The organism is Rathayibacter rhapontici (genome assembly GCF_001995175.1).
GTDB lineage: Bacteria > Actinomycetota > Actinomycetes > Actinomycetales > Microbacteriaceae > Rathayibacter.
The window spans coordinates 1-23,848 of sequence record NZ_MUKN01000040.1; the positions used below are offsets into that span (position 1 = coordinate 1).

Sequence of the window (23,848 nt, forward strand, 5' to 3'; positions counted from 1 at the left end):
CGGGGAGGCCCGGCCGCGCGCGCTCCCGCGGCGATGCCGGGGAGTCCGACGCGGTCGGCGAGGGGGGCGGAGCCGCGCGGTCCGAAGCGGTCGAGCCGGCCGGCACCCGCTCCGGAGCCGCGGTGCAGGGCGCCGTCGAGGACGAGGCCGGCGCGGATCCCGCCGGCGAGGTAGAGCGTGCAGTGCGCGCCCGCCGCCGGGAACGTGCCGGCCCAGAACTCGCCGACGGCCGCGGCCGACGCGTCGTCGTCGAGCAGCACGGGCAGGGCGCAGGCCTCCTCGAGCAGCGAGCGCAGCCCCGCGGCCGCCCACTCCGCGCCCTGCGGGCCGGGCAGGCCGACGACGCGCTCGCCCGAGCGGTCGACGCCGCCGGGAGTGACGACACCGACGCCGACGACCCGCTCGCGCTCGACGCCGAGCGCCTCGATCAGGAGGTCGATCCGCTCGGCGAAGCCGCGCACGAACGACTCCGGGCCCTCGTCGAGGACGCCGCGGGTGCGGAGCCGCCCGACGACGGATCCGGCGAGATCCGCCACGATCGCGGTGGTCGAGTCGGCCTCGAGCTGGAGGCCCAGGGCGACCCGGGCCGACGGGACGAGGGCGAGGAGCTCGCGCGGCTTGCCGCCCGTGGACTCGGAGCGGCCGGCGTCGGCGACGAGCCCTTCGGCGAGCAGCTGCCGCACCAGGATCGACACGGTGGCCTGCGTCAGCCCGGTGACCTGGGCGAGCTCGACCCGGCTGATCGGACCGCGGGCGCGCACGAGGTCCAGCAGGGCCCCGCGGCTCGTCGCGGGGGAGCGGGGCGCTCGCGTGGTCGCCATCGGCGCCTCCGTTCTGCTCGTGCGTCCCTTGACGGTACTTCGTTAAGTCGTCTAAGAAAGTATCCGACACCGGATACGACACCCGAGGCGAGGAAGCCATGACCGTCATCCCCCTGCACGAGAACTGGACACTGCGGGCCCTGGAGGGCCCCGAGGCGCCCGAGCGGCCGACCGGGGAGGTGGCGGCGACCGTGCCCGGCTGCGTGCACACCGACCTCCTCGCCGCGGGGCTGATCCCCGATCCCTTCGACGGCGGCAACGAGTCGCGGCTGTCCTGGATCGGGCGGACGGCCTGGGTCTACGAGACCCGCTTCACCTGGTCCGACGACGGCTCCGAGCGGCACGACCTCGTCGCCGAGGGGCTGGACACGGTCGCGACCCTGCGTCTGAACGGCGACGAGATCGGACGCACGGAGAACCAGCACCGGTCGTACCGTTTCGACCTGCGGGAGGCCCTGGTCGAGGGCGAGAACCTGCTCTCGATCGAGTTCGCGGCTCCGGTCGTCGAGGCCGAGCGCCGCTCGATCGAGCACGGGCCGCGCCCGCACGTGAACCACCACCCCTACAACGCGCTGCGCAAGACCGCGAGCAACTTCGGCTGGGACTGGGGCGTCGACGTCGCCACCAGCGGCATCTGGCGGCCGATCGGCCTGGAGAGCTGGTCGGGCGTGCGGATCGCCGCCGTGCGTCCGCTCGTCGACGTCGACGGGACCGACGGCGTGCTGAGCGCGCACGTCGACCTCGAGTGGGCCGGGGCCTCCTCGGCGGAGGTGTCGGTCGCGGCGGGCGGAGCGGAGACGGCGGTCACCGTGGACGCGGGCGCGGCCGAGGCGGTGCTCGCCCTGCGGGTGCCGGACGTGGACGTCTGGTGGCCGCGCGGCTACGGCGAGCAGCCCCTCTACGACGTCGCCGTCGCCGGGGGCGACGAGTCGGTCTGGACGGGCCGGGTGGGCTTCCGCACCGTGCGAGTCGACACCACTCCGGACGAGGACGGCTCGCCGTACCGCGTCGAGGTGAACGGCCGGACGGTGCAGATCCGCGGGGCGAACTGGATCCCGGACCACGCCTTCCTCACCGAGGTCGACCGGGACCGGTACGCGCGGCGGATCGCCGACGCGACCGAGGCGAACATGAACCTGCTGCGCGTCTGGGGCGGCGGGATCTACGAGTCGCACGACTTCTACGACCTCTGCGACGAGCAGGGCGTGCTGGTCTGGCAGGACTTCCTCTTCGCCTGCGCGGCCTACGCCGAGGAGGAGTGGCTCGCCGTCGAGGTCGAGCCGGAGGCGCGCGAGGCGGTCACCCGGCTGAGCGCCCACCCGTCGCTGATCATCTGGAACGGCAACAACGAGAACATCGTCGGCTACACCGACTGGGGCTGGCGCACGCGGCTCGCGGGCGCGACGTGGGGCAACGCCTACTACCGGCGCCTGCTCCCGGGGATCCTCGCCGAGCTCGACCCGACGCGGTTCTACTCGCCGGGCAGCCCGTACTCGTTCGACGACTACCTGCACCCCAACGATCCGGCCAACGGCACCGTGCACATCTGGGACGTCTGGAACACGCGCGACTACACCGCTACGCCGACTGGCGCCCGCGGTTCGTCTCGGAGTTCGGCTTCCAGGGCCCGCCCGCGTGGTCGACGCTCACGAGCGTCGTGCACGACGAGCCGCTCGAGCCCTACGGCGAGCAGATGCTCGTGCACCAGAAGGCGCACGAGGGCAATCTCAAGCTCGAGCGCGGACTCGCCGGGCACCTGCCCTCGCCGGTCTCGATCGAGGACTGGCACTGGGCGACCCAGCTGAACCAGGCGGCCGCGCTGCGCTTCGGCATCGAGCACTTCCGCTCGCTGTCGCCGCTGAACACCGGAGTCGTGGTGTGGCAGCTGAACGACGACTGGCCGGTCGTCTCGTGGGCGGCCGTCGACTTCCACGAGCACCGGAAGCCCCTCTGGTTCGCGCTGCGGGCGGCGTACGCGCCCCGGCTCGCGACGATCCAGCCCCGCGACGGCGGGCCGGCCGCGGTGCTGCTGAACGACACGGACGAGGCGTGGAGCGGCTCCGTCGTCGCCCGGCGCCTGCAGATGGACGGCACGGTGCTGGCCGAGGAGCGCTGGGACGCGGCGGTGCCGGCGCGCGGCGAGACGACGACTCCGCTGCCCGCCGCGATCACGGCCTTCGGCGACGTCGCGGGCGAGATCGTCAGCGTGCAGCCGGAGGGGTGGACGCGCGCGCTGCTGCACCCGGCCGAGGTCGTCGACCAGGCCCTGGACCCGTCGCCCCTCGAGGCGACCGCCGAGCGCTCCGGCGCGGACGTCGTCGTCACGGTCACGGCCCGCTCGCTGGCGCGCGACGTCACCCTGCTCGTCGACCGCGTCGACGCGGGAGCCCGGGTGGACGAGGCCCTCGTCACCCTGCTGGCGGGGGAGTCCGCGCGCTTCACGATCTCGGGGGCCGCGGCCGACGCCGATCCGGACGCGTTCCTGGATCCGCTGGTCGTGCGCCACGCCGGCGGGCTGCACGCGGCGGTGCCGGCCTGAGCGCCGGCGGGGCGGCGCGCCTCCCGATCGTCGGGATCGTCGTGCGCCGCCCGCCGCGCGAGCACGGCGGCGACCCGTTCTTCGCCGAGCTGATCGCCGGGATGGAGGACGTCCTGGTGCCGGGCGGCGGGGGCGTGCTGCTGCAGGTCGCGCACGACCAGGCCGCGGAGCTCGCGGTCCTCGAGCGCTGGGCCGCGCATCCGCGCGTCGCAGGAGCGGTGCTCGGCGACCCGGTCGAGGACGATCCGCGGCCGGAGCGGGCGCGGGAGCTCGGGCTGCCCGTCCTCGTGCTCGGCGGGCGGGCCGGAGGCGGCACCGTCCCGTCGATCCCCGTCGACAACGCGACGCCGATGCTCGAGGCGATGGCGGCGCTCGTCGCGCTCGGGCACCGGCGGATCGGCCGGGTGTCCGGTCCGCTCCGGCTCGGGCACACCCGCGAGCGCGGCGACGCGTTCGAGAGGGGGCTGCGGGTGGCCGGGCTGACGGGCCGCTCGGTCGAGAGCGACTACTCCGCACGGTCGGGGGAGGCGGCGACCCGGGCGCTGCTCGCGGACGACGAGCGCCCGACCGCGATCGTCGTCGACAACGACCTGGCGGCCCTCGGCGCTCTGGCCGCCGCGCGGGCCCTCGGGGTCGCCGTGCCGCGCGAGCTCTCGCTGCTCGCCTGGGACGACTCCGAGCTGTGCCGTCTGGCCGATCCTCCGCTCTCGGTGATGAGCCGTGACGTGCACGGGCTGGGCGTGCTCACGGCGGAGGCGCTGCTCGCCGTGATCGACGGCGCACCGCCGCCCGAGCGCTCTCCGGAGCGCCCGCGACTCGTGCTGCGCGGCACCACCGCGCCCCGCCGGGGCTGATCCCCGCCGATCCGCGGGCCTCCGCGCCCTCGGGGAAGAGCGCTCTCACGAGTTGCTCCCCCATCTGTTGACCACTTAGTTCAGTCATGTAACAATGCTCGGGCGGCGCTCGCCGCACACAGCTCCGTCACCGTCGACAGCCCTGCGTTGCCGACGCCAGGAAAGGATCAACGATGTTCCTTCGCGTTCGAGAAGGCCGACGCCTGCGCGTCCTCGCCGCTGCCGCCGCCACCGCGGCGTCCGCCCTCCTGCTCTCCGGCTGCACCGGGGGAGCGAGCTCCTCCGGCACCTCGTCGGCCGACACCCTCGTCGCCTACACCGGTCAGGCCGGCGACTACCAGATCAACTTCAACCCCTACTCGCCCTCCAAGATCGGCGGGCTCGGCACCATCTACGAGTCGCTGTTCTTCGTCACGAACATCAACTCCGACCCCTACGTCCCGCTGCTGGGCACCGAGTACACCTGGAACGCCGAGGGCACGCAGCTCGACGTGACGCTGCGCGACGACGTGACCTGGAGCGACGGAGAGGCGTTCACCGCCGAGGACGTCGTCTTCACCTTCGAGATGCTGGTCGAGAACCCGTCGCTGAACACCGGCGGCTTCGACGGCGTGGTCACGGCCACCGACGACACCCACGTGAGCATCACCTGGGACCACCCGGCCTTCGTCACCGGACCCACGGTCCTCGGCCGCACGCCGATCGTCCCCGAGCACCTGTGGGCCGACGTCGACCCGGTGACCGATGTCGTCGCGGAGCCGGTCGGCACCGGCCCCTACCTCCTCGCCGACTTCAAGGCGCAGGCCTTCACCCTCGGCGTCAACGAGGACTACTGGGACGGCGCTCCCGCCGTCAAGGCGATCCGCTTCCTCTCGCTCTCGGGCAACACCGCCGGAGTCGACGCCCTCGCCGCCGGCACCATCGACTGGCAGACGGGGCCCGTTCCGGACATCGAGAACGTCGCGAAGAACTACCCCGGCTACGAGGCCATCACGGTCCCGCAGAACCAGGTCGCCCTGCTCAGCTGCGCGAACGTCGACCTCGGCTGCGTCGGCCCGCAGACCGATCCGGCCGTCCGCCAGGCGATCTACTACGCGCTGAACCGCGACCAGATCAACTCCCTCGCGTTCCAGAACACCGCCAGCGAGGTCTCGCCGACCTTCGTCCTGACCGACTCGCAGGCCGAGTCGATCTCGACCGCGGTCACCGAGCCGGTCGCCCCCAGCTCGCCGGACCTCGACCGCGCGACGGCCCTCCTCGAGGAGGCCGGCTACGCGAAGGGCGGCGACGGGATCTACGCCAAGGACGGCGTGCCGCTGAAGCTGACCATCGAGGTCGTCACCGGCTGGACCGACTACATCACCGCGATCGACACGATGGCCCAGCAGCTCGGCGACGCCGGCATCGCGGTCACCGCGTCGCAGTCCTCGTGGAACGAGTGGACGGACAAGAAGAGCAAGGGCAACTACCAGCTCGCGATCGACTCGCTCGGCCAGGGCCCCGCCTCCGACCCGTACTACCTCTACAACAACTTCTTCACCACGGCGAACACCGCTCCCGTCGGTGAGGCGGCTCCCATCAACGTGGCCCGCTACAGCGACCCCGAGGTCGACGCGGCCGTCGAGGCGCTGACCGCCACCAGCCCGGACGACACCGCCGCCCGCCAGGCGCAGTTCGACATCATCCAGGCGAAGATCGTCGCCGACATGCCCTACATCCCGGTCATGACCGGAGGGACCACCTCGGAGTACAACGCCGCGAAGTTCGACGGCTGGCCCACCGAGGACGACCTCTACGCCTTCCCCGCGATCTGGGCGTCGCCGGACAACGCGCAGATCTTCAAGAACCTGACCCCCACCGGCGAGTGAGCCGCGCGTGAACTACTACCTGCGCAAACTCGGGTTCTACCTGATCGCGCTGTGGGCGGCGCTGACGATCAACTTCGTCATCCCGCGCCTGCTGCCCGGGAACCCGGTCGACATCCTGCTCGCCAAGCTCCAGCAGCGCGGCGGCATCGTGAGCGCCGAGACCCGCCAGGCCTACGAGCTGCTGCTCGGAGGGAACACCTCCGAGCCGCTGATCTCGCAGTACTGGAGCTACCTGGTCAACGTGTTCCGCGGCGACCTGGGCGTCTCGGTCTCGTACTTCCCCGCTCCGGTCAGCGAGGTCATCGGGACCTCGCTGCCCTGGACGATCGTGCTGGTGGGGGTGGCGACGGTCATCGCGACGGTGATCGGAGTCGCCCTCGGCGCGATCGTCGGCTGGAAGCCCGGGACCTGGCTCGACTCGCTCGTGCCGGCCACGACGCTCCTCGCTGCGGTGCCGTACTTCTGGCTCGCGCTGATCCTCGTCTACGTGTTCGCGACCACGCTCCGGATGTTCCCCTCGCAGGGCGGCTACGACGTGGTGCTGGACCCCGGCTGGAACGGGGAGTTCCTGCTCTCGGCGATCCAGTACGGACTGCTGCCGGCGGCGACGATCGTGATCGCCTCCCTCGGCGGCTGGCTGCTGGGGATGCGCAACATGATGGTGTCGACGCTGTCCGAGGACTACATCCTCACCGCGCAGGCGAAGGGACTCTCGCAGGGGAAGATCCTCCGCTCCTACGCGGCCCGCAACGCGGTGCTGCCCTCGGTGGCCGGCTTCGCGATCTCGCTGGGCTTCGTGGTCTCGGGCTCGATCGTCACCGAGCAGGTGTTCTCGTACCCCGGCATCGGATCGAAGCTGCTCTCGGCGGTCACCAACAACGACTACGCGCTGATGCAGGGGATCTTCCTCTTCATCACGCTGGCCGTGCTCGGCGCGAACCTCGTCGTCGACCTCTTCTACGGGATCATCGATCCCCGGACCCGAGCGCGGAGCTGACGCCGATGACGAACCTCGCCCCCTCCTCCGACACGGTCGTCGTCGACGCGACCGAGCAGCTCGCGACCGTCGAGGCGTCGAAGGGCCGTCCCCCGCGGCCGGCCTGGCGGATGATGCTGCCGACGCCCACCCCGTGGCTGATCATCGGGCTCGCCCTGGTGCTCGGTGTGGCCCTGTTCGGCCTCGTCGGCCCGCTCCTCGTGAGCGACCCGACGACGATCCGCGACATCGGCCTGACCGGGCCGTCGGCCGAGCACTGGCTCGGCACGACCCAGACCGGCCAGGACGTGCTCGCCCAGCTCGCGTTCGCCACCCGCGGCTCGCTCGAGATCGGACTGATCGTGGGGATCCTCGCGACGGCGCTCTCGGCCTTCTTCGGGATCCTCGGCGCGTACCTCGGCGGCATCGTCGACGAAGCGTTCTCGCTCTTCTCGAACGTGTTCCTGGTGATCCCCGGACTGCCGCTGGTGATCGTCATCTCGGGCTTCGTGCCCCAGGAGCAGCGCGGTCTCTGGACCATCGGCGTGGTGCTGGCCATCACGAGCTGGGCCGGATCCGCGCGGGTCCTGCGGGCGCAGACCCTGTCGATCCGGAGTCGCGACTACGTCTCGGCGTCGAAGGTCGCGGGGGAGCGCGCCTGGCGCGTGATCGCCGTCGAGATCCTGCCGAACCTGCTGCCGGTGCTCGCGTCGCAGTTCGTCTTCGCGGTGATCGCGGCGATCCTCGGCGAGGCGGGCCTGTCCTTCCTCGGACTCGGAGCGTCCAACTCGTCGACGCTGGGCACGATGCTCTTCTACGCCCAGAACGGCTTCGCACTGCCGCTCGGAGCCTGGTGGTGGTTCGGCCCTCCCGGCCTGATCATCGCGCTGTTCGGCATGGGCCTCTCGCTGGTCAACTTCTCGATCGACGAGATCATCAACCCGCGGCTCAAGAACGTCCGCCTGCACGCCCGTCGCGCCCGCGCGGCGGCGAAGGCCGAGCGCTCGGGAGCCCGCACCGCGCGAAGGAGCGCCGCATGACCCGCACCGTGCTCGAGGTCGAGGACCTCGGCGTCGTCTACGAGGTGGAGTCGCCGGTCACGGCGGTCCGCGGCGCCACCTTCCGGCTGGGCGAGGGAGAGATCCTGGGTCTCGCCGGGGAGTCCGGCTGCGGCAAGACGACCCTCGCCTACGCGGTCAACCGGCTGCACAAGCCGCCGGCGCGCATCGCCTCGGGCCGGGTGGTGTTCCACGACCGCGACGGCACCTCCACCGACCTGCTCGAACTCGGCGACGACGGGATGCGGGCGTTCCGCTGGTCGAAGCTGTCGATGGTGTTCCAGGGGGCGATGAACGCGCTCAACCCGGTCACCTCGGTGCGGGCGCAGCTCGACGACGTCCTGGTCGCGCACCGGCCGGGGCTGTCGCGGAAGGAGCGGAAGGAGCGGGCGGCCGACGTCCTGCGCCGCGTGGGCGTGGATCCGGTGCGGCTCACCTCGTACCCGCACGAGCTCTCGGGCGGCATGCGGCAGCGGGTGATGATCGCGATGGCGATGATCCTCGAGCCGCAGGTGATGATCATGGACGAGCCGACCACCGCGCTCGACGTCGTGGTGCAGCGCGACATCCTCCGCGAGATCGTGCGCCTGCGCGACGAGCTGGGCTTCGCGGTGATCTTCATCACGCACGACCTGCCGCTGCTGCTCGAGATCAGCGACCGCATCGCGGTGATGCTGCGCGGCGAGATCGTGGAGCTGGCGAGCGCGGAGCAGATCTACCGCGCCCCCGAGCACCCCTACACCCGCAAGCTGCTCGGCTCGTTCCCGAGCCTCAGCGGCTCGCGCGGGGCCTTCATCCGCTCGGGGGAGCACCCCGACGCCGTTCTCGAGGAGGACATCGCATGACCAGCGTCAGCGTCACCGATCTGGTGAAGGACTTCAGCATCCGCAAGGGGCTGCGCCGCGAGGCGTTCCGCGCGGTGGACCACGTCTCGTTCGACCTCGTCCCCGGGCGCACCGTCGCCCTGGTCGGCGAGTCCGGATCGGGCAAGTCGACCATCGCGCGGATCCTCGCGCGGCTCGAGAAGCCGACGTCCGGCTCCGTCGACGTGACTCTCGACGACCGCACGCCGGTGCAGGGCTCGGTCTACCGGCGGCACGTGCAGATGGTGTTCCAGGACCCCTTCGCCTCGCTCAACCCGTTCCACTCGCTCGAGCACCACATCGCCCGGCCGCTGCGGATCCACCACCGCACGCGGACCGCGGCCGAGACCCACGACCGGGTGCTCGAGATGCTCCGGCGCGTGAACCTCGAGCCGGCGGAGGAGTTCGCTCCCCGCCGCCCGCACGAGCTCTCGGGCGGGCAGCGGCAGCGCGTCGCCATCGCCCGGGCGCTCGCTCCGGGCGCGCAGGTCGTCATCGCCGACGAGCCGGTCTCGATGCTCGACGTGTCGATCCGGCTCGGCGTGCTCAACCTGCTCGGCCGGCTGCAGCGGGAGGACCGCCTGGCGGTCCTCTACATCACGCACGACCTGGCGACGGCCCGGCACTTCTCGGACGAGATCCTCGTGCTCTACCGCGGCCGCATCGTCGAGCGCGGGCCGGCCGACGACGTGATCCTGAACCCGCAGCACGACTACACCCGGCTGCTCGCGCTGGCCGCCCCCGATCCCGAGCGGGTCGGCAAGGTGGTCGGGTCGGAGGAGGCGCCGGACCGGTCGCGGATCGACAACTCCGTCTGCTTCAACCACTTCACCGGAGAGTGGGAGCGGGCCGGCGATCGCGCGGCGGCCGTGGGAGCGCCGTGAGCACCTCCGACGGACTACATTCGGCGAGATGACGACTTCGCCGCTGACCGCGCCCGTCCCGGTCGTCCCCGCGGCGGCCCTGCGGATCGAGGACATGCCCGCGGCCACGCGCGCCACGCTCCTCGAGGTGCTGATCCACGGATCGCTGCCGCGAGCCGAGCTGGCGCGCCGGCTCGGGCTCTCGCGGGCGAGCCTGACGCGCATCGCCCGCACGCTCGTCGAGGCGGGGCTGCTCGCCGAGGGCGAGACCCGGCTGCGGGCGGCGACCGGGCGCCCCTCCGAGATGCTGCGGGTGCGCAGCTCCGCCCGCCGCTTCCTCGGCGTCAAGCTCACCGGCGACACCCTCTACGCCGTGGTCGCCGACCTCGGCGCCGAGGTGACCGCCTCGACCGAGCACGCCCTGCGGAGCAGCGACGTGGCCGAGGTCGTCCGGCAGATCGCGGAGGCGGCGCACGAGCTCGCCGGGGACGGCGCTCCGCTCGCCTCCATCGGCATCGCGATCGCGGGCCGCGTGCGGCAGAGCGCGGGCGGCGCCGTCGTCGAGCACTCGGCGTTCCTCGACTGGCACCACGTCGAGCTGGCCCGGCTGGTCCGCGAGGCCACGGGGCTCGCGTGCTCGGTCGAGAACGACGTGCAGGCGCTGACCGCGGCCGAGCACTGGTTCGGCGCCGGCGCCGGCCTCGAGTCGATGGCGCTGGTCACGGTGGGCACCGGCATCGGCTGCGGCTGGTCGTGAACGGGCGCCTGGTCGAGGGCGGCCACAGCCGTCCCGGGCAGGTCAGCCACACGATCGTCGATCCGGACGGGGAGCTCTGCGCGCACGGGCACCGCGGCTGCGCGTCGACGATGCTCGTGAACGACGCGGTGGTCGCCGCCTCCGGCCGCCCCGACGCGACCTACGAGGAGGTGGTCGAGGCCGCCCGCGACGGCGATCCGGAGGCGCTGCGCGCGTTCGAGCGCGCCGGCCGGGCGCTCGGCGTGATCATCGCCGAGGTCGCGAACCTCGTCGATCCCGAGAAGGTGGTCGTCAGCGGCGACGGCATCGCCGTGGTCGCCTTCGCGGAGGCGTCGATCCGCGCCGGGATCGCGGAGCGCCTCGAGCGCGAGGCCGTGCCGGTCGAGCTCGACGTGCGCACCTGGGACTTCTCGGAGTGGGCCCGCGCGGGCGCCGCCCTGGCGGTCCGCAGCCTGCTCGCCTGACGCGCGGCTCCCTCCCTCTGACCTCGTGGATCGAGACCCACCCTGCTGGTGCCGGGGGTCTCGAGACGCCGCTGCGCGGCTGCTCGACCAGCAGCGGGTGCGCGTCCCTGTCGCTGATCGAGTAGCCCGCGGAGCGGGCGTATCGAGATCCCCCTCCGCCCGCATAGCGCACTTTGTTGCACCGCTTGACAAAGCCCGCCGGCGACCGGAATGCTCGCAGGGTGACCAGCGTCGATCCCCGGACCCACCGCGCCCCCGTCCTGCCCCGGTTCGCCTTCGGCGGCGACTACAACCCCGAGCAGTGGCCCCGTGAGGTCTGGCGCGAGGACGTCCGGCTGATGCAGGAGGCGGGCGTGTCGATGGTGACGCTCGGCGTCTTCTCGTGGGGCCTCGTCGAGACCGCCGAGGGCGTCTTCGACTGGGAATGGCTCGACGAGATCGTGGGCCTGCTGCACGAGGGCGGCATCGCGATCGACCTCGCGACCCCGACCGCGGCGCCGCCGAGCTGGCTGCTCGCCGCTCACCCGGAGATCCTGCCGGTGGACGCCGACCTGGTGCCGATCCACCCCGGCGGCCGCCTGGGCTGGTGCCCGAGCTCGGCCGTGTTCCGCAGGCACGCGCTGCGCATCGCCGGCGCGCTCGCCGAGCGCTACGGCCGCCACCCCGCGGTCGCCCTCTGGCACGTGTCGAACGAGCTCGGCGGAGGCAACCGGCACTGCTGGTGCGACGAGTCCGCCGCGGCGTTCCGACGCTGGCTCCGCGACCGCTACGAGACGCTCGACGCTCTGAACGCGGGCTGGGGCACCGCGTTCTGGGGCCACCGCTACTCCGACTTCGAGCAGATCCTCCCGCCGCGCGGATCTCGGGCGATGCACAACCCGGGCCTGCAGCTCGACTTCGACCGCTTCTCCTCGGACGAGCTGCTGGCGCACTACCTCGCCGAGAAGGAGGTGCTGCGCGCGGCCGGCGTCGAGACTCCGATCACCACCAACTTCATGGTCGGCCAGGGCCCCGACGTCGTCGACTACGCGCGCTGGGCGCCGCACTGCGACATCGTCGTGAACGACCACTACACGACCGGAGCCGATCCCCGCCGCGAGCAGGATCTCGCCTTCTCGGCCGACCGGATGCGCGGGTTGACCGAGGACCGCGCTCCGTGGCTCCTGCTCGAGCACTCGACCGGGGCGGCGAGCTGGCAGCCGCGCAACCGCGCGAAGGACCCGGGGGAGATCCTCCGCAACAGCCTCGCGCACGTCGCGCGAGGGTCCGACGGCGCGATGTTCTTCCAGTGGCGCGCGTCGACGGCGGGAGCCGAGCAGTTCCACTCGGCGATGCTGCCGCACGCCGGCACCGGGACGAAGATCTGGCGGGAGGTCGTCGAGCTCGGTGCGCTGCTGCAGCGCCTCGAGCCGGTCCTCGGCACGCGGGTCGAGCCGGCGCGGGTGGCCCTCCTGCACGACGACGAGGCGGGCTGGGCGTTCTCGTCGGGCCTGAAGCCGCACAACCGGCTCCGCTGGGCCGAGCAGGCCCGTGCGTGGCACCGGGTGCTCTTCGACCGCACCGTGCTGGTCGACGTCGTCCCGCCCTGGCGCGATCTGTCGGGCTACTCGCTCGTCGTCGTCCCCGCGCTCTTCCTCGTCTCGGACGGGACGGTCGCGGCGCTGACGGCGTTCGCCGAGGCCGGCGGCACGGTGATCGTCACTCCGCTCTCGGGCATCGTCGACCCCGCGAACCGCGTGCGCACGGGGCTCGCTCCCGGCGCCTTCTCGGCGCTGCTCGGCGCCGGCTCCGAGGAGTTCGGCCCGCTGCAGGAGGGCGAGACCTTCGAGCTCGACACCGGCTGGCGCGGAGCGGAGTGGACCGAGCGCGTCCACGCCGTCGACGCGGAGGTCGTCGCCCGCTACCGCGGCGGAGTGCTCGACGCACTCCCGGCCGTGACCCGCCGCCGGGTCGGCGCGGGCGAGGCCTGGTACGTGTCGGCGCTCCTCGACGACGACGGGATCGGCGGTCTGCTCGACCTGCTCGACCCCGCCCTGACCGCCCCGGTGCTCGACGCGCCGCGGGGCGTGGAGGCGGTGCGGCGGGAGGGGCCCGCCGGCCGCTTCCTGTTCCTCCTCAATCACACCGACGAGGCGGTGGTCGTCGAGGCGGGCGGACGCGACCTCGTCTCGGGCGACGAGGTCGACGGCTCCGTCGCGATCCCGGCCGGCGGCGTGCGCGTCGTGGCCCTCCGCGCCGGGGGTCTCGCATGAGCGTGCGGATGCTCCGCTCGGCCGGGACGGCGCTGATCGTCGCCCTCCGCGAGGAGGGGCTGCCCGAGATCCTGCACTGGGGCCGCGACCCCGGGCCGGTCGACTCCGAGGCGCTCGCCGCGCTCGACGCCGCGTCCGTGCGGCAGGTCCCCTCCAGCGCCCTCGACGCGCCGTGGCCGCAGACGATCCTGCCGGGGGAGCAGGACGGCTGGCAGGGCCGGCCGGGTCTCGCCGGGCACATCGCCGGCGAGCCGCTGCTGCCCTCCTGGCGGGTCGTGTCGCTCGAGAGCGACGAGCGCTGCCTCGTGCTCGAGGCCGTCGCCGACGAGCTCGCGCTCTCGTCCTCCTTCCACTTCGACGACGCGGGGTGCTCGTCGTCGCGCACGCCCTCGCGAACCGCGGCGAGCGCGTGCTCGAGCCGTCGATCCTCGAGGCGACCCTGCCGCTGGATGCGCGGGCCGTCGAGTTCCTCGACCTCTCGGGCCGCTGGACCCGCGAGCGCTCGCCGCAGCGGCGCCCCGTCTCGCACGGCAGCATCGTGCGGGAGTCGCGGCGCGGCCGCACCGGGCACGACGCCCCGACACTCGCGATCGCGGGCACCGCCGGGTTCGGCGACCGCAGCGGCGAGGTGTGGGGCGTGCACCTGGCATGGAGCAGCGACTCCGTGCACCGCGTCGACCGGCTGCCGGAGGGGCGCGGTGCGCTCGGCGCCGGCGAGCTGCTGCGGGCCGGCGAGATCGCCCTCGGCCCGGGCGAGCGCTTCGAGGCCCCGGCCGCGCACTTCGTCTGGAGCGACGCAGGACTCGACGGACTCTCGCGTCGGCTGCACGCCTCCCTCCGCACCCGGCCCGCGCATCCGCGCACGCCGCGGCCCGTGCACCTCAACACCTGGGAGGCGGTCTACTTCCGGCACGACCTGCCCACCCTGATCCGCCTGGCCGACGCGGCCGCCGAGATCGGGGTCGAGCGCTTCGTCCTCGATGACGGCTGGTTCGACGGGCGGCGCGACGACTCCGCGGGCCTGGGCGACTGGACGGTCGACGCGGAGGTGTGGCCGGAGGGCCTGCACCCGCTCGTCGAGCACGTGCGCGGCGCCGGGATGCAGTTCGGGCTGTGGGTGGAGCCCGAGATGGTGAGCCCCGCCTCGAGGCTCGCCCGCGAGCACCCCGACTGGCTGCTGGAGTCGCCGCGCCGCGCCCGGAGCTGGCGGAATCAGCACGTGCTCGACGTCGCGCGCCCGGAGGTGTCGGCGCTGCTGCTCGAGCGGCTCTCGGCGCTGGTCGAGGAGTACGCGATCGACTACCTCAAGTGGGACCACAACCGCGATCTGCTCGAGGCGGTCCACGCGGGACGGGCGGGGGCGGATGCGCAGACCCGCGCGGTCTACGCCCTCCTCGACGCGCTGCGGGAGCGGCACCCCGGGCTCGAGATCGAGTCCTGCGCCTCCGGAGCGCTCGCGTCGACCTCGGGATCCTCGCGCGCACCGACCGGGTGTGGGCGTCCGACACCAACGACCCGCTCGAGCGCCTGCGGATCCAGCGCTGGACCGAGCTGCTCCTGCCGCCCGAGCTGATCGGCAGCCACGTCGGGCCCGAGCGGGCGCACACGACAGGGCGGACGGCCGAGCTCGCGTTCCGCATGGCGACCACGCTGTTCTCGTCTCCCGGCATCGAGACCGACATCACCGGCAGCAGTGCCCAGGAGCGGACGGCGCTCGCCGCGTGGATCCGCTTCTACAAGCGCGTCCGGCCGCTCCTCGCGACGGCCGAGCTCGTGCACGGCGACACGGCCGACGACGGCTCCGAGCTCACCGGCGCCGTCTCGCCCGACCGTCGGCACGCCGTCTACCGTCTGGCGCGCTCGAGCACGGGCGAGGACGCGGTGCCGCCGGCCACCCGGCTCGTCGGGCTCGACCCGTCGCTGCGCTACCGGGTGCGGGTGGTCGACGAGCTCGCGCCCGAGCGCTTCCTCGACGCGGTGCCGCCGGAGTGGACGCGCCGCGGCGAGGTGGTGCTGCCGGGTGCGCTGCTCGCCGAGGTGGGCCTGCGGACCCCGCTGCTCGCGCCGTCCTCCGCCCTGGTGCTCGAGGTGGAGGCCCTCGATGGCCGCTGACACCGCGGTGCGGCTCGCCGCCGAGCTCGAGGAGCGCGCCCGCGAGCTGCTGCCCTGGTTCGTCGCCGAGTACTACGGGGCGGTCGCGGGCGGGGCGCTCGAGCGCGACGCCGACCTCGCGGCCTGGGACGCGGTGCGCTTCCGCCCCGCCGCCCTGCACGGCGAGCCCGACGCGCGATCGCCACGACCGTCCTCGGCACGCCGATCGCGGGCCCGGTGATGATCGCGCCGATGGCGCAGCAGGTGGCGGCCGATCCGCGCGGCGAGGTCGCGATGGCGGAGGCGGCCGCCCGCGCCGGCACGCTGCTCGGCGTCTCGACCAACACGGCCGTGCCCTTCGAGCGCATCACCGCCGAGGGCGCGCCCTGGTGGTTCCAGGTCTACCTGCTGGCCGACCGCGACGTGACCCGCGCCCTCGTCGAGCGCGCCGCCGCCGCGGGCGCCCGAGCTGATGCTCACCGTCGAGACGCCGGTGCTGCGGGAGGAGCGCCCGGGGACCGAGCCGCTCAGCTGGCCCGATGTGCCCGGCCGCGCGCGCCTGGGCAACCTGACCGCCGCCGAGCGCGAGCGGGTGCTCCACCGTCCGGTCCCGCATCCGGGGCTCGACGACATCCGGTGGCTCGCCGAGGTCTCCGGACTCCCTGTCGTCGTGAAGGGCGTGCTCCGCGGCGACGACGCCCGCCGCGCGGTCGATGCGGGCGCCTCCGGGGTCGTCGTCTCGACGCACGGCGGTCGGCGGATGGACGGCTCGATCACCGCCGTCGCCGCGCTCGCCGAGGTGGTCGAGGCGGTCGGCCGCGACGTCGAGGTCTTCGCCGACAGCGGCGTTCGCGCGGGGAGGCACGTGCTGGCCGCGCTCGCCCTCGGCGCCCGAGCGGTGCTCGTGGGCCGCCCGGCGATGTGGGCGCTCGCCGCGGGAGGGGCCGACGAGGTCGTCCGCTGCCTCGCGGTCCTCGACGCCGAGTTCCGCACGATGCTGCGGCAGTCGGGCGCCGCGTCGATCCGGGACCTCGGCGGACTCGCCGTGCCGCCGCCCGAGTGGCGGCGGTGACCCCGGCTCAGCGCTGCGGGACCCGCACGAGCAGGGAGCCGGGATCCACCCGGATCCGCACGGCCGCGGCCAGTCCGAATCCGTCGCCGTCCAGCTGGATCTCCTGCGGCTCGTCGACGCCGATGCGCACGTCCCGGCCCTTGAGGTAGATCACGTCGCGGGCGTCCTCGCGCAGGTCGATGAGCTTGCGGCCCGCGGCCGAGCGGCGCAGCACGCCGTTCTCCCACGTGATCGTGTTCCACACCTTGAGCCAGCCCAGCGGACCGCGCGGTCGCAGCGCCACGATGTCGAGCACTCCGTCGTCCGGCTCCGCGTCCGGGATCAGCAGGATCCCGCCGGGCAGCACCCCGCAGTTGCCGACCATGACCGAGTGCACCGAGACCGTGCGCGAGGCCGCCCCGTCGATCGAGTAGCGCAGCCTCACCGGCTGGAGCTCGGCCAGCGCGCGGACGCCGCCGTCGACGTACGCGAGCCAGCCGACCGCCTTCTTCAGCGCCGTGTTGGTCTTCGCGATCATCTTCGCGTCGATGCCGAGACCTGCCATCACCAGGAACACGTTCTCGACCCGCTCGCCGTCCGGCCGCTCCAGGACGACGACGCCGGTGTCGATCCGGCGCTCGCCGCCGCCGAACGCGACCCGCACCGCCTCCTCGAAGCCCAGGGGAAGGCCGAGGTTCCGCACGAGCAGATTGCCCGTGCCGAACGGCAGCACGGCCAGCGCGGTGCCGGAGCCGCGCAGCCCCTCCGCGACCGAGCGCACCGTGCCGTCGCCCCCCGCGGCGAGCACGACGTCGACCCCGGAGGCGGTCGCCGCGCGGGCCTGCGTCGCTCCGGGCTCCGACGGGGTCGTCTCGAACCACACGGTCGGCGCCCAGCCGTGCTCCTGCTCGGCCGTCGCCACGAGGTGCCGCAGCCGCGCCTGATCGCCCTTCGAGGGGTTCACGACGACCGCCGCGCGCCTGGATCCGGTCTCCGTCATGGGGGAACGGTAGCGGGCGGCGGCGTCGCTCCGGCTGAGTGCCGGATCGTGTTCAACTCGCCCTAGACGGCGGCGGCGGTGGCGGTGGTGCGGGCGCGGCGGGCGCGCTGGCGGTCGTGCTCGGCGTCGAGCAGTGCGCGCGTCTGCGGCGTCGCGAGGAGCTCGACCAGCACGTCGACCTCCTCCTCGAGGCGCTCCGCGTGCACGGCGGGGTCGGTGCGGAGCAGGCGCTTGGTGGCGGCGGCCACGTGGGCGGGGCGCGCGGCCAGAGCCGTGGCGCGCTCGTCGATCCGGGCCGCGAGATCGGCGCGCGGCACGATCTCGGTGACGAGCTGCCACTCCAGTGCCTCGATCGCGCGGACCGGACGCCCGGAGAGGGTGAAGTCGAGCGCGCGGCGGCGGCCGATCGTGCGGGGGAGCGAGACCGTCACTCCGCAGTCGGGGACGAGCCCCACGTCGCCGTAGGCGCTGAGGAAGACCGCACCGGGGGTCGCGACGACGATGTCGGCCGCGAGGACGAACGCGATGCCGGCGCCGGCCGTCATCCCGTCGACGGCGCAGACCACGACGGCGTCCGTCTGCTCCAGCACGCGGAAGACCTCGGCCGACACGGTGGCCAGCTCGCGGAGGTAGAGCTCGGGCTCGGCGGCCCCCATGATCGCCGAGACGTCGCCGCCGGTGCAGAACGCCCGGCCGGCCGCCTCGATCGCGATGACCGTGCAGCCGGGATCGGCGTCCAGCTCGAGGACGGTCTCGAGCAGCAGGGAGGCGAAGCCGAGGTCGAGGGAGTTGAGGGCGCCGGGGCGGTTCAGCACGACACGGGCGATCGGGCCGTCGCGGGCGACGAGGACGGGAGCGGTCGTGTCGGTCATGCGGTGGTTCCGTTCGAGGGCGGGGCGGGGGAGGGGACTCTACAGATTCGCAGCACTGCCCCCGATCGGATGGCCTGCTCGGTCGATCCCCAGGTGGGGAGGCCTTCATGCGCACCCCGCTAAACTGCCGGGGTGATTGATCCCGTACTTCTCCGCGAGGACCCGGACGTCCTCAAGCGCTCGCAGGAGGCGCGCGGCGACTCCGTCGAGCTCGTCGACGAGGCCCTCGAGGCCGACCGCGTGCGCCGCGCGGCGATCACCGAGGCCGAGCGGCTGCGCGCCGAGCAGAACGCCTTCGGCAAGACCGTGGCGAAGGCCCCCAAGGACGAGAAGGCCGCCCTGGTGCAGGAGGCGCAGCGCCTCGCGGCCGGAGCCAAGCAGGCCCAGCAGGAGGCGTCGGAGGCCGACGAGCGCTTCACCTCGCTCGTGAAGCGCATCGCCAACCCGATCATCGACGGCGTGCCCGCCGGCGGCGAGGACGAGTTCGAGCTCGTGAAGACCGTCGGCGAGCGCCCCGTCTTCGACTTCGAGCCGCGCGACCACCTCGAGATCGGCGAGCTCCTCGACGGGATCGACATGCAGCGCGGCGCGAAGGTCAGCGGCGCCCGCTTCTACTTCCTCAAGGGCCTCGTCGCCCGCCTCGAGATCGCCCTGATGAACCTGGGCCTCGAGCGCGCGCTCGAGGCGGGCTTCACCCCGCTGATCACCCCCACGCTGGTCAAGCCCGAGATCATGGACGGCACCGGCTTCCTCGGCGAGCACGACGACGAGGTCTACCGCCTCCGCGACGACGACCTCTACCTCACCGGCACCAGCGAGGTCGCGCTCGCCGGCTACCACAGCGACGAGATCCTCGACCTCGCCGGCGGAGCCAAGCGCTACGCCGGCTGGAGCACCTGCTACCGCCGCGAGGCGGGCTCGGGCGGTCGCGACACCCGCGGCATCATCCGCGTGCACCAGTTCACCAAGCTCGAGATGTTCGTCTACACGCTGCCCGAGGACGCGGAGGCCGAGCACGAGCGCCTCCTCTCCTACCAGGAGGGCATGCTGCAGAGCCTCGGCCTGCACTACCGCGTGATCGACACCGCCGCCGGCGACCTCGGTCAGAGCGCCGCGCGCAAATTCGACGTCGAGGCGTGGGTGCCCACCCAGGACGCCTACCGCGAGCTCACGTCCACCTCGAACTGCACCACGTTCCAGGCCCGCCGTCTCGACACCCGCTACCGCACCGAGTCCGGCAAGACCGCTCCCGTCGCCACCCTGAACGGCACGCTCGCCACTACGCGCTGGATCGTCGCCCTCCTCGAGACGCACCAGCGCGCCGACGGCTCGGTCGTGGTCCCGGAGGCGCTGCGCCCGCACCTGGGGGGCCTCGAGGTCCTCGAGCCGGTCGCCACGGCATGAGCGCCGCCTCCGGCCGCCGCCTCGTCGCGCTCGACATCGACGGCACCGTCATGCACGAGGACGGCACCATCACCGATGCCGTGATCGACGAGATCCTGCGCGTCCAGCGCCAGGGCGACGAGGTCATGCTCGCCACGGGCCGCTCGCCCGCGTCCACGCTGCCGGTCGTGGCGCGCCTCGGCATCGCCCCGGAGTACGTGATCTGCTGCAACGGGGCCGTCACCCTGCGCCGCGACGAGGGCGTCGAGGGCGGCTACCGCCCCGAGATCGTCAAGACCTTCGACCCCACCGAGGTGCTGCAGAACATCTTCCGCTTCCTGCCCGAGGCGCACTACGCCGTCGAGGACGAGCACGGCGCCTTCTTCTACACCGAGGCGTTCCCCGGAGGCGCGGTGATGGGCGTCGAGACCGCCCACGTCCCGTTCGAGGAGCTGCTGGGCCGGCTCTGCACCCGCGTCGTCGTCATCTCGCCCGAGACCGGCATCGACGAGTTCTCGGGCCTCGTCGAGAAGATGGGCCTGCACCAGGTCAGCTACGCGATCGGCTGGACCGCCTGGCTCGACATCGCGCCCCACGGGGTGAACAAGTCGACCGCCCTCGAGGTCGTCCGCGAGGAGCTCGGCATCCAGCGCTCCGACGTCGTCGCCCTGGGCGACGGCCGCAACGACATCGAGATGCTCACCTGGGCCGCCGAGCACGGCGCCGGCCTGGCCATGGGGCAGGCGCCCGACGAGGTCCGCGCGGTCGCCTCGGCCGTCGTGCCCCCTGTCGAGGAGGACGGCGTGGCCGCCGCCCTCTCGGCGCTGCGCTGACGAGGGCTGCACCGAACCGAGGTCAGGAGAGCCCGCCGGCGGCATCGAGCGCCGCCCCGCGACCCTCCCGCCCTCGGTTCCGAACGCGGTCCCCGCCCCCGGGACGCCCGTCGGTTACCATCGACTGTCGCGCCCCTCGGGAGCGCGGCCGGGAGGGCTGTCCGAGCGGCCGATGGAGCCAGTCTTGAAAACTGGTGGGCAGAGATGTCTCGTGGGTTCGAATCCCACGCCCTCCGCCCGATCACGCAGCCTCCACTGCTCCACGCCGTCCGCGCGTCCGGCGGGACGCCCCGGCCCTACGCGCCGCAGCCTCCGATCGTGTAGTCGGCGAACGCGGTCAGGGTGATGGCCCCCACCGTCTCCGTGGTGGTCGCGACCCGGAACCAGAGGGTGCGTCCCTCGGGTCCCGCCAGCGAGTAGAGGCCGTCTCCGGCGACCGGCGCCTCCTCGACGAGACCGGGGTAGGCGGCGAGGAGCTCCTCGCGCGTCGAGCCGGTCGAGATCCCCTCGGCGGTGCGGGGCAGGGCTCCTCCGAGCTGCGCGCCCTCGTCGGTCGGGTAGTCGGCGACCTCGATGCCGTCCACGGCACCTGCCTCGTCGGAGTCCACGCCGACGAACGAGCGGTCGTTGCCGGGCAGCTGCCGGTAGTCCGCCCGGCACTCCTCGACTCCGAAGTCGAACGGCACGAGGTCCGTCGTGTCGAGCGCGGCGGTCGCCGATGCCGTCGTGCCGCCGAACGCGATCGGGCCGACACCGTCGAAGCCGATGGTCCAGCCGCCGACGTCGGCGGCCGTCGGGGTCGGGGTCGGCGTGGGCTCCGGTTCCGGGGGCGGTGCCGGGGCGGTCGTCGGAGGGGGAGTGGGCGTCGGAGTGACCGTCACGGTCTCGACTGGAGCCGGTGCGGAGACCGGGCCGGGGAGGACGCCCGTCAAGGCGAGGGCGACTCCGCCGCCCGAGACGAGCAGCGCGGCGACGACGAGGCCGATCAGCAATGAGGCGCGGCCGCGCAGCGACGGCCGGGCGCTCTCGGCGCGGGCGTTCTCGACGATCATCGCGCGGAAGGCGCGATCGCGAGCGGGATCGATGACGGGTTTCTCGTTCATCGTGCACCTCCATCGGTGGCGGCGTCGGCGGTGAGGTCGGCGATCAGGGCGGCGAGCTTCGCCTTGGAGCGGGAGAGGCGGGACTTCACGGTCCCGACGGGGACGCCGAGGACGGCGGCGGCCTCGGCGACGGGCATCCCGGCGACGACGCAGAGCGAGAGCACGTCCTGATCGCGCCGGGAGAGCCCGGCGAAGGCGTGGCGGATCGCCTCGCGCAGCGGTGCGTCGTCCATCCGCCGGTCCGACTCGTCGGTGAACTCGCCGTACTCCTCGTGCAGGGGGAGCCGGCTCAGCGCGATCCGGTGCCGGCGGCGGGAGCGGTCCACGTTGCGGGCGACGTTGTTCGTCGTCGCGAGCAGCCAGGGCAGCGGCGACCCGTCGACGAGCCGGATGCCCGCGCGCTTGCGCCACGCCTCGAGGAAGACGAGGGCGGCGATGTCCTCGGCGTCGTGCAGGGCGCCGGTATGCCGCAGTGCGTGCCAGAAGACGCGGTGCCGGAAGGTGTCGTAGAGCCGGCCGAAGCCGTCCGGGTCGCCCGCGAGCACGGAGGCCCAGGAGGACTCGGCGGCGTCCCGCGGCGGTGAGGAGGTGGTCATGTCCAGGTATGTCCGTTCGCCGGGATCGGTTCCACGCTACCGGCGTGTCACGATCCGCTGCCGCCCGACTCGTCGCGATCCGGTCTCCCCGACCGTTCCGGAGGCCGCCGGGTACTATGTCCCGACGCGCACACGCCGGTGGCACCCCGCCCGGCTGCGGCGCGCGGGAACCAGGCAGCACCCAGCACGCGAACGGGAGACGGATGCTCAGGACGCGCCCTTCGACGGACCGGTCCGCCGCCGACGAGTCGGCGCGGTCCCCGCGTCCGTTCGTGCGGCACGGTCGGCAGAAGCGGCACAGCGTCCCCCGCACCCTCGTGAAGGCCGCCGCCGCGGTCTCCGGAGTCGGCATCGCCGCCTCGATCTCCGTCGTCGCGATCGCCGCGACCCTCCTCGTGCAGTCCGCGCAGCCCTCCGTCGATCTGCACCCCGTCGCCGCCGGGTCCAGCGTCGGCGCCGCCGGAGCGGCACCCGAGATCGGCGCCCTCGAGGGCGGCTTCAACGTCCTCGTCGTCGGCAGCGACTCCCGTCAGGGGCAGGGCGACGCCTACGGCGACCCCGATCAGGAGACCAGCGTCCTCAACGACGTCAACATGCTCCTGCACGTGTCCGCCGACCACACGAACGCCACGGTCGTCTCGTTCCCGCGCGACATGTACGTCGACATCCCCTCCTGCGTGAACGCCGCGACCGGCGAGACGATCCCCGAGCGCGCCGGCACCAAGATCAACGAGGCGATGGGCAAGGACGTCAGCCTGGGCTGCGTCGCCGGAGTGGTCGAGGACCTGATGGGCGTCCGCGTCGACTACGGGGCGGTCGTGCAGTTCAACGGCGTCATCGAGATGTCGAACGCGGTCGGCGGAGTCGAGGTCTGCGTCGCCACCGAGATCGCCGACCCCTACACGAACACCTACCTCTCGCCCGGCACCCACTCGCTGGAGGGCATGGCCGCGCTGCAGTTCCTCCGCAGCCGCCATGGCATCGGCGACGGCAGCGACCTGACCCGCATCAGCAACCAGCAGGTGTTCCTCTCGTCCCTGGTGCGCGAGATCAAGAGCGCCGACAGGCTCCTGAACCCCGTCGCCCTCTACGGTCTCGCGAAGGCGGCGCTGGGCAACATGACGCTCTCGACCGAGTTCGACAACGTCAACACGATGGTGCAGATGGGCCTCGCCCTCAGTGACGTGGACCTCGCCGACGTGGTGTTCGCACAGTATCCGACGGCCGAGACCTACGGTGGAGTCGTTCCCGAGCGCACCGCGGGCGACGTGCTCGCCACCGCGCTGCAGACCGACCAGCCGATCTCGATCACCGGAGGCACCGGCGGCGGCGCCGTCGTCGAGGGAGGGCCCGCCGCCCCGGCGCCCGCGCAGTCCGAGATCCCGGCGGGGCCCGCGACCGCCGAGCCGCTCGCGACGCCGAGGCGACTCCGGGCACGCCCGCCCCGGCCGAGGCGACTCCGGGCACGCCCGCCCCGGCTCCTGCGGGCGAATCCAAGGTTGCGCTGCCAGACTCGGTGACCGGCCAGAGCGCCGACCAGCAGACCTGCTCGGTCGGATTCTTCGGCTGAGCCGAGGCGGGCCCCGATCAGCGGGAGACGCCCC

At 73.2% G+C, this 23,848-nt stretch carries 22 protein-coding genes, 1 tRNA gene and 2 pseudogenes; 20 read left to right on the forward strand and 5 right to left on the reverse strand.

Features of this window, described 5'->3' with window-relative positions; translation table 11 throughout:
* A partial coding sequence (locus B0T42_RS13105; RefSeq protein ID WP_139344514.1) for an ROK family transcriptional regulator occupies nt 1–821 on the reverse strand: 821 nt, incomplete at its 3' end.
* Between the two features lie 98 nt (nt 822–919).
* Here B0T42_RS13105 and B0T42_RS13110 point away from each other — a divergent pair.
* The 16 genes and pseudogenes from B0T42_RS13110 (at nt 920) to B0T42_RS13165 (ending at nt 16,478) form a co-directional block, all read left to right on the forward strand.
* Nucleotides 920–2,626: a glycoside hydrolase family 2 protein gene (locus tag B0T42_RS13110; RefSeq protein WP_236720279.1), complete on the forward strand. Its 1,707-nt coding sequence runs from the start codon at nt 920–922 to the stop codon at nt 2,624–2,626.
* Nucleotides 2,515–3,360 carry a hypothetical protein gene (locus B0T42_RS21440; protein ID WP_236720280.1) on the forward strand — a complete coding sequence of 282 codons (846 nt, stop codon included), beginning with the start codon at nt 2,515–2,517 and terminating at the stop codon, nt 3,358–3,360. Before B0T42_RS13110 ends, B0T42_RS21440 begins: the two co-directional genes overlap by 112 nt.
* A gap of 41 nt (nt 3,361–3,401) precedes the next feature.
* Nucleotides 3,402–4,214, forward strand: a complete 813-nt coding sequence (locus tag B0T42_RS13115) for a LacI family DNA-binding transcriptional regulator (protein ID WP_158078129.1) — start codon at nt 3,402–3,404, stop codon at nt 4,212–4,214.
* 173 nt (nt 4,215–4,387) lie between these two features.
* Complete coding sequence (locus tag B0T42_RS13120; RefSeq protein WP_056866467.1) at nt 4,388–6,082, forward strand: ABC transporter substrate-binding protein; 1,695 nt, start codon at nt 4,388–4,390, stop codon at nt 6,080–6,082.
* Between the two features lie 7 nt (nt 6,083–6,089).
* A complete protein-coding gene (locus B0T42_RS13125) occupies nt 6,090–7,079 on the forward strand; it encodes an ABC transporter permease (RefSeq protein ID WP_056866468.1) in 990 nt (329 codons plus the stop codon).
* A gap of 5 nt (nt 7,080–7,084) precedes the next feature.
* Nucleotides 7,085–8,098 carry an ABC transporter permease gene (locus B0T42_RS13130; protein ID WP_055786918.1) on the forward strand — a complete coding sequence of 338 codons (1,014 nt, stop codon included), beginning with the start codon at nt 7,085–7,087 and terminating at the stop codon, nt 8,096–8,098.
* Nucleotides 8,095–8,961, forward strand: coding sequence for an ABC transporter ATP-binding protein (locus B0T42_RS13135; RefSeq protein ID WP_077223531.1), 867 nt, complete (start codon nt 8,095–8,097; stop codon nt 8,959–8,961). The genes B0T42_RS13130 and B0T42_RS13135 overlap by 4 nt, the downstream gene beginning before the upstream one ends.
* Nucleotides 8,958–9,863: an ABC transporter ATP-binding protein gene (locus B0T42_RS13140; RefSeq protein ID WP_077223532.1), complete on the forward strand. Its 906-nt coding sequence runs from the start codon at nt 8,958–8,960 to the stop codon at nt 9,861–9,863. The genes B0T42_RS13135 and B0T42_RS13140 overlap by 4 nt, the downstream gene beginning before the upstream one ends.
* Nucleotides 9,864–9,891: 28 nt before the next feature.
* On the forward strand, nt 9,892–10,599 hold the full coding sequence (locus B0T42_RS22025) for an ROK family transcriptional regulator (RefSeq protein ID WP_201788540.1): 708 nt from the start codon (nt 9,892–9,894) through the stop codon (nt 10,597–10,599).
* Complete coding sequence (locus tag B0T42_RS22030) at nt 10,596–11,063, forward strand: ROK family protein (RefSeq protein ID WP_201788541.1); 468 nt, start codon at nt 10,596–10,598, stop codon at nt 11,061–11,063. The genes B0T42_RS22025 and B0T42_RS22030 overlap by 4 nt, the downstream gene beginning before the upstream one ends.
* A gap of 221 nt (nt 11,064–11,284) precedes the next feature.
* The gene (locus tag B0T42_RS13150) at nt 11,285–13,315 is read left to right on the forward strand and encodes a beta-galactosidase (protein ID WP_236720281.1); all 2,031 of its coding nucleotides are present in this window, start codon (nt 11,285–11,287) and stop codon (nt 13,313–13,315) included.
* A 409-nt stretch (nt 13,316–13,724) separates the two neighbouring features.
* Nucleotides 13,725–15,016: pseudogene (locus B0T42_RS22355) on the forward strand (alpha-galactosidase); the annotation flags it as partial.
* A gap of 72 nt (nt 15,017–15,088) precedes the next feature.
* A complete protein-coding gene (locus tag B0T42_RS22360) occupies nt 15,089–15,427 on the forward strand; it encodes a GH36 C-terminal domain-containing protein (protein WP_342418249.1) in 339 nt (112 codons plus the stop codon).
* The gene (locus B0T42_RS21450; RefSeq protein WP_236720282.1) at nt 15,417–15,647 is read left to right on the forward strand and encodes a hypothetical protein; all 231 of its coding nucleotides are present in this window, start codon (nt 15,417–15,419) and stop codon (nt 15,645–15,647) included. Before B0T42_RS22360 ends, B0T42_RS21450 begins: the two co-directional genes overlap by 11 nt.
* Nucleotides 15,551–15,871: pseudogene (locus B0T42_RS22755) on the forward strand (alpha-hydroxy-acid oxidizing protein); the annotation flags it as partial. The gene B0T42_RS21450 and the pseudogene B0T42_RS22755, both read left to right, overlap by 97 nt.
* Before the next feature lie 7 nt (nt 15,872–15,878).
* The gene (locus B0T42_RS13165) at nt 15,879–16,478 is read left to right on the forward strand and encodes an alpha-hydroxy acid oxidase (RefSeq protein WP_077223533.1); all 600 of its coding nucleotides are present in this window, start codon (nt 15,879–15,881) and stop codon (nt 16,476–16,478) included.
* Nucleotides 16,479–16,485: 7 nt separating this feature from the next.
* Here B0T42_RS13165 and B0T42_RS13170 read toward each other — a convergent pair whose 3' ends face one another.
* Both B0T42_RS13170 and B0T42_RS13175 read right to left on the reverse strand, forming a co-directional pair.
* Nucleotides 16,486–17,457 (reverse strand): diacylglycerol/lipid kinase family protein, encoded by a 972-nt coding sequence (locus B0T42_RS13170; protein ID WP_094742758.1) that lies wholly within the window; start codon nt 17,455–17,457, stop codon nt 16,486–16,488.
* A 62-nt stretch (nt 17,458–17,519) separates the two neighbouring features.
* On the reverse strand, nt 17,520–18,329 hold the full coding sequence (locus B0T42_RS13175; RefSeq protein ID WP_077223534.1) for an enoyl-CoA hydratase/isomerase family protein: 810 nt from the start codon (nt 18,327–18,329) through the stop codon (nt 17,520–17,522).
* A 132-nt stretch (nt 18,330–18,461) separates the two neighbouring features.
* Between B0T42_RS13175 and serS the strand changes: the two genes are divergently transcribed.
* The 3 genes from serS (at nt 18,462) to B0T42_RS13190 (ending at nt 20,781) form a co-directional block, all read left to right on the forward strand.
* Nucleotides 18,462–19,733, forward strand: coding sequence for a serine--tRNA ligase (gene serS / locus B0T42_RS13180; protein ID WP_077223535.1), 1,272 nt, complete (start codon nt 18,462–18,464; stop codon nt 19,731–19,733).
* Nucleotides 19,730–20,545 carry an HAD family hydrolase gene (locus B0T42_RS13185; protein ID WP_077223536.1) on the forward strand — a complete coding sequence of 272 codons (816 nt, stop codon included), beginning with the start codon at nt 19,730–19,732 and terminating at the stop codon, nt 20,543–20,545. The genes serS and B0T42_RS13185 overlap by 4 nt, the downstream gene beginning before the upstream one ends.
* A gap of 151 nt (nt 20,546–20,696) precedes the next feature.
* Nucleotides 20,697–20,781, forward strand: a tRNA-Ser gene (locus tag B0T42_RS13190).
* Between the two features lie 60 nt (nt 20,782–20,841).
* Here the strand turns inward: B0T42_RS13190 and B0T42_RS19595 are convergent.
* On the reverse strand, nt 20,842–21,648 hold the full coding sequence (locus B0T42_RS19595; protein ID WP_077223537.1) for a hypothetical protein: 807 nt from the start codon (nt 21,646–21,648) through the stop codon (nt 20,842–20,844).
* Nucleotides 21,645–22,244: an RNA polymerase sigma factor gene (locus B0T42_RS13200; RefSeq protein WP_077223538.1), complete on the reverse strand. Its 600-nt coding sequence runs from the start codon at nt 22,242–22,244 to the stop codon at nt 21,645–21,647. The genes B0T42_RS19595 and B0T42_RS13200 overlap by 4 nt, the downstream gene beginning before the upstream one ends.
* Nucleotides 22,245–22,447: 203 nt before the next feature.
* Between B0T42_RS13200 and B0T42_RS13205 the strand changes: the two genes are divergently transcribed.
* Complete coding sequence (locus B0T42_RS13205) at nt 22,448–23,764, forward strand: LCP family protein (protein WP_139344515.1); 1,317 nt, start codon at nt 22,448–22,450, stop codon at nt 23,762–23,764.
* Nucleotides 23,765–23,848 lie beyond the last annotated feature (84 nt).

Excerpts from the sequence above, each read along its gene's own strand:
- B0T42_RS13120 (WP_056866467.1), top strand. The coding sequence starts at position 4,388 with ATGTTCCTTCGCGTTCGAGAAGGCCGACGCCTGCGCGTCCTCGCCGCT.
- B0T42_RS21440 (WP_236720280.1), top strand. The coding sequence starts at position 2,515 with ATGCTCGTGCACCAGAAGGCGCACGAGGGCAATCTCAAGCTCGAGCGC.
- B0T42_RS13130 (WP_055786918.1), top strand. The coding sequence starts at position 7,085 with ATGACGAACCTCGCCCCCTCCTCCGACACGGTCGTCGTCGACGCGACC.
- B0T42_RS13135 (WP_077223531.1), top strand. The coding sequence starts at position 8,095 with ATGACCCGCACCGTGCTCGAGGTCGAGGACCTCGGCGTCGTCTACGAG.
- B0T42_RS13140 (WP_077223532.1), top strand. The coding sequence starts at position 8,958 with ATGACCAGCGTCAGCGTCACCGATCTGGTGAAGGACTTCAGCATCCGC.
- B0T42_RS13170 (WP_094742758.1), bottom strand. The coding sequence starts at position 17,457 with ATGACGGAGACCGGATCCAGGCGCGCGGCGGTCGTCGTGAACCCCTCG.
- B0T42_RS13200 (WP_077223538.1), bottom strand. The coding sequence starts at position 22,244 with ATGACCACCTCCTCACCGCCGCGGGACGCCGCCGAGTCCTCCTGGGCC.
- B0T42_RS21450 (WP_236720282.1), top strand. The coding sequence starts at position 15,417 with ATGGCCGCTGACACCGCGGTGCGGCTCGCCGCCGAGCTCGAGGAGCGC.
- B0T42_RS13185 (WP_077223536.1), top strand. The coding sequence starts at position 19,730 with ATGAGCGCCGCCTCCGGCCGCCGCCTCGTCGCGCTCGACATCGACGGC.
- B0T42_RS13205 (WP_139344515.1), top strand. The coding sequence starts at position 22,448 with ATGCTCAGGACGCGCCCTTCGACGGACCGGTCCGCCGCCGACGAGTCG.
- B0T42_RS22025 (WP_201788540.1), top strand. The coding sequence starts at position 9,892 with ATGACGACTTCGCCGCTGACCGCGCCCGTCCCGGTCGTCCCCGCGGCG.
- B0T42_RS13165 (WP_077223533.1), top strand. The coding sequence starts at position 15,879 with ATGCTCACCGTCGAGACGCCGGTGCTGCGGGAGGAGCGCCCGGGGACC.
- B0T42_RS19595 (WP_077223537.1), bottom strand. The coding sequence starts at position 21,648 with ATGAACGAGAAACCCGTCATCGATCCCGCTCGCGATCGCGCCTTCCGC.
- B0T42_RS13175 (WP_077223534.1), bottom strand. The coding sequence starts at position 18,329 with ATGACCGACACGACCGCTCCCGTCCTCGTCGCCCGCGACGGCCCGATC.
- B0T42_RS13110 (WP_236720279.1), top strand. The coding sequence starts at position 920 with ATGACCGTCATCCCCCTGCACGAGAACTGGACACTGCGGGCCCTGGAG.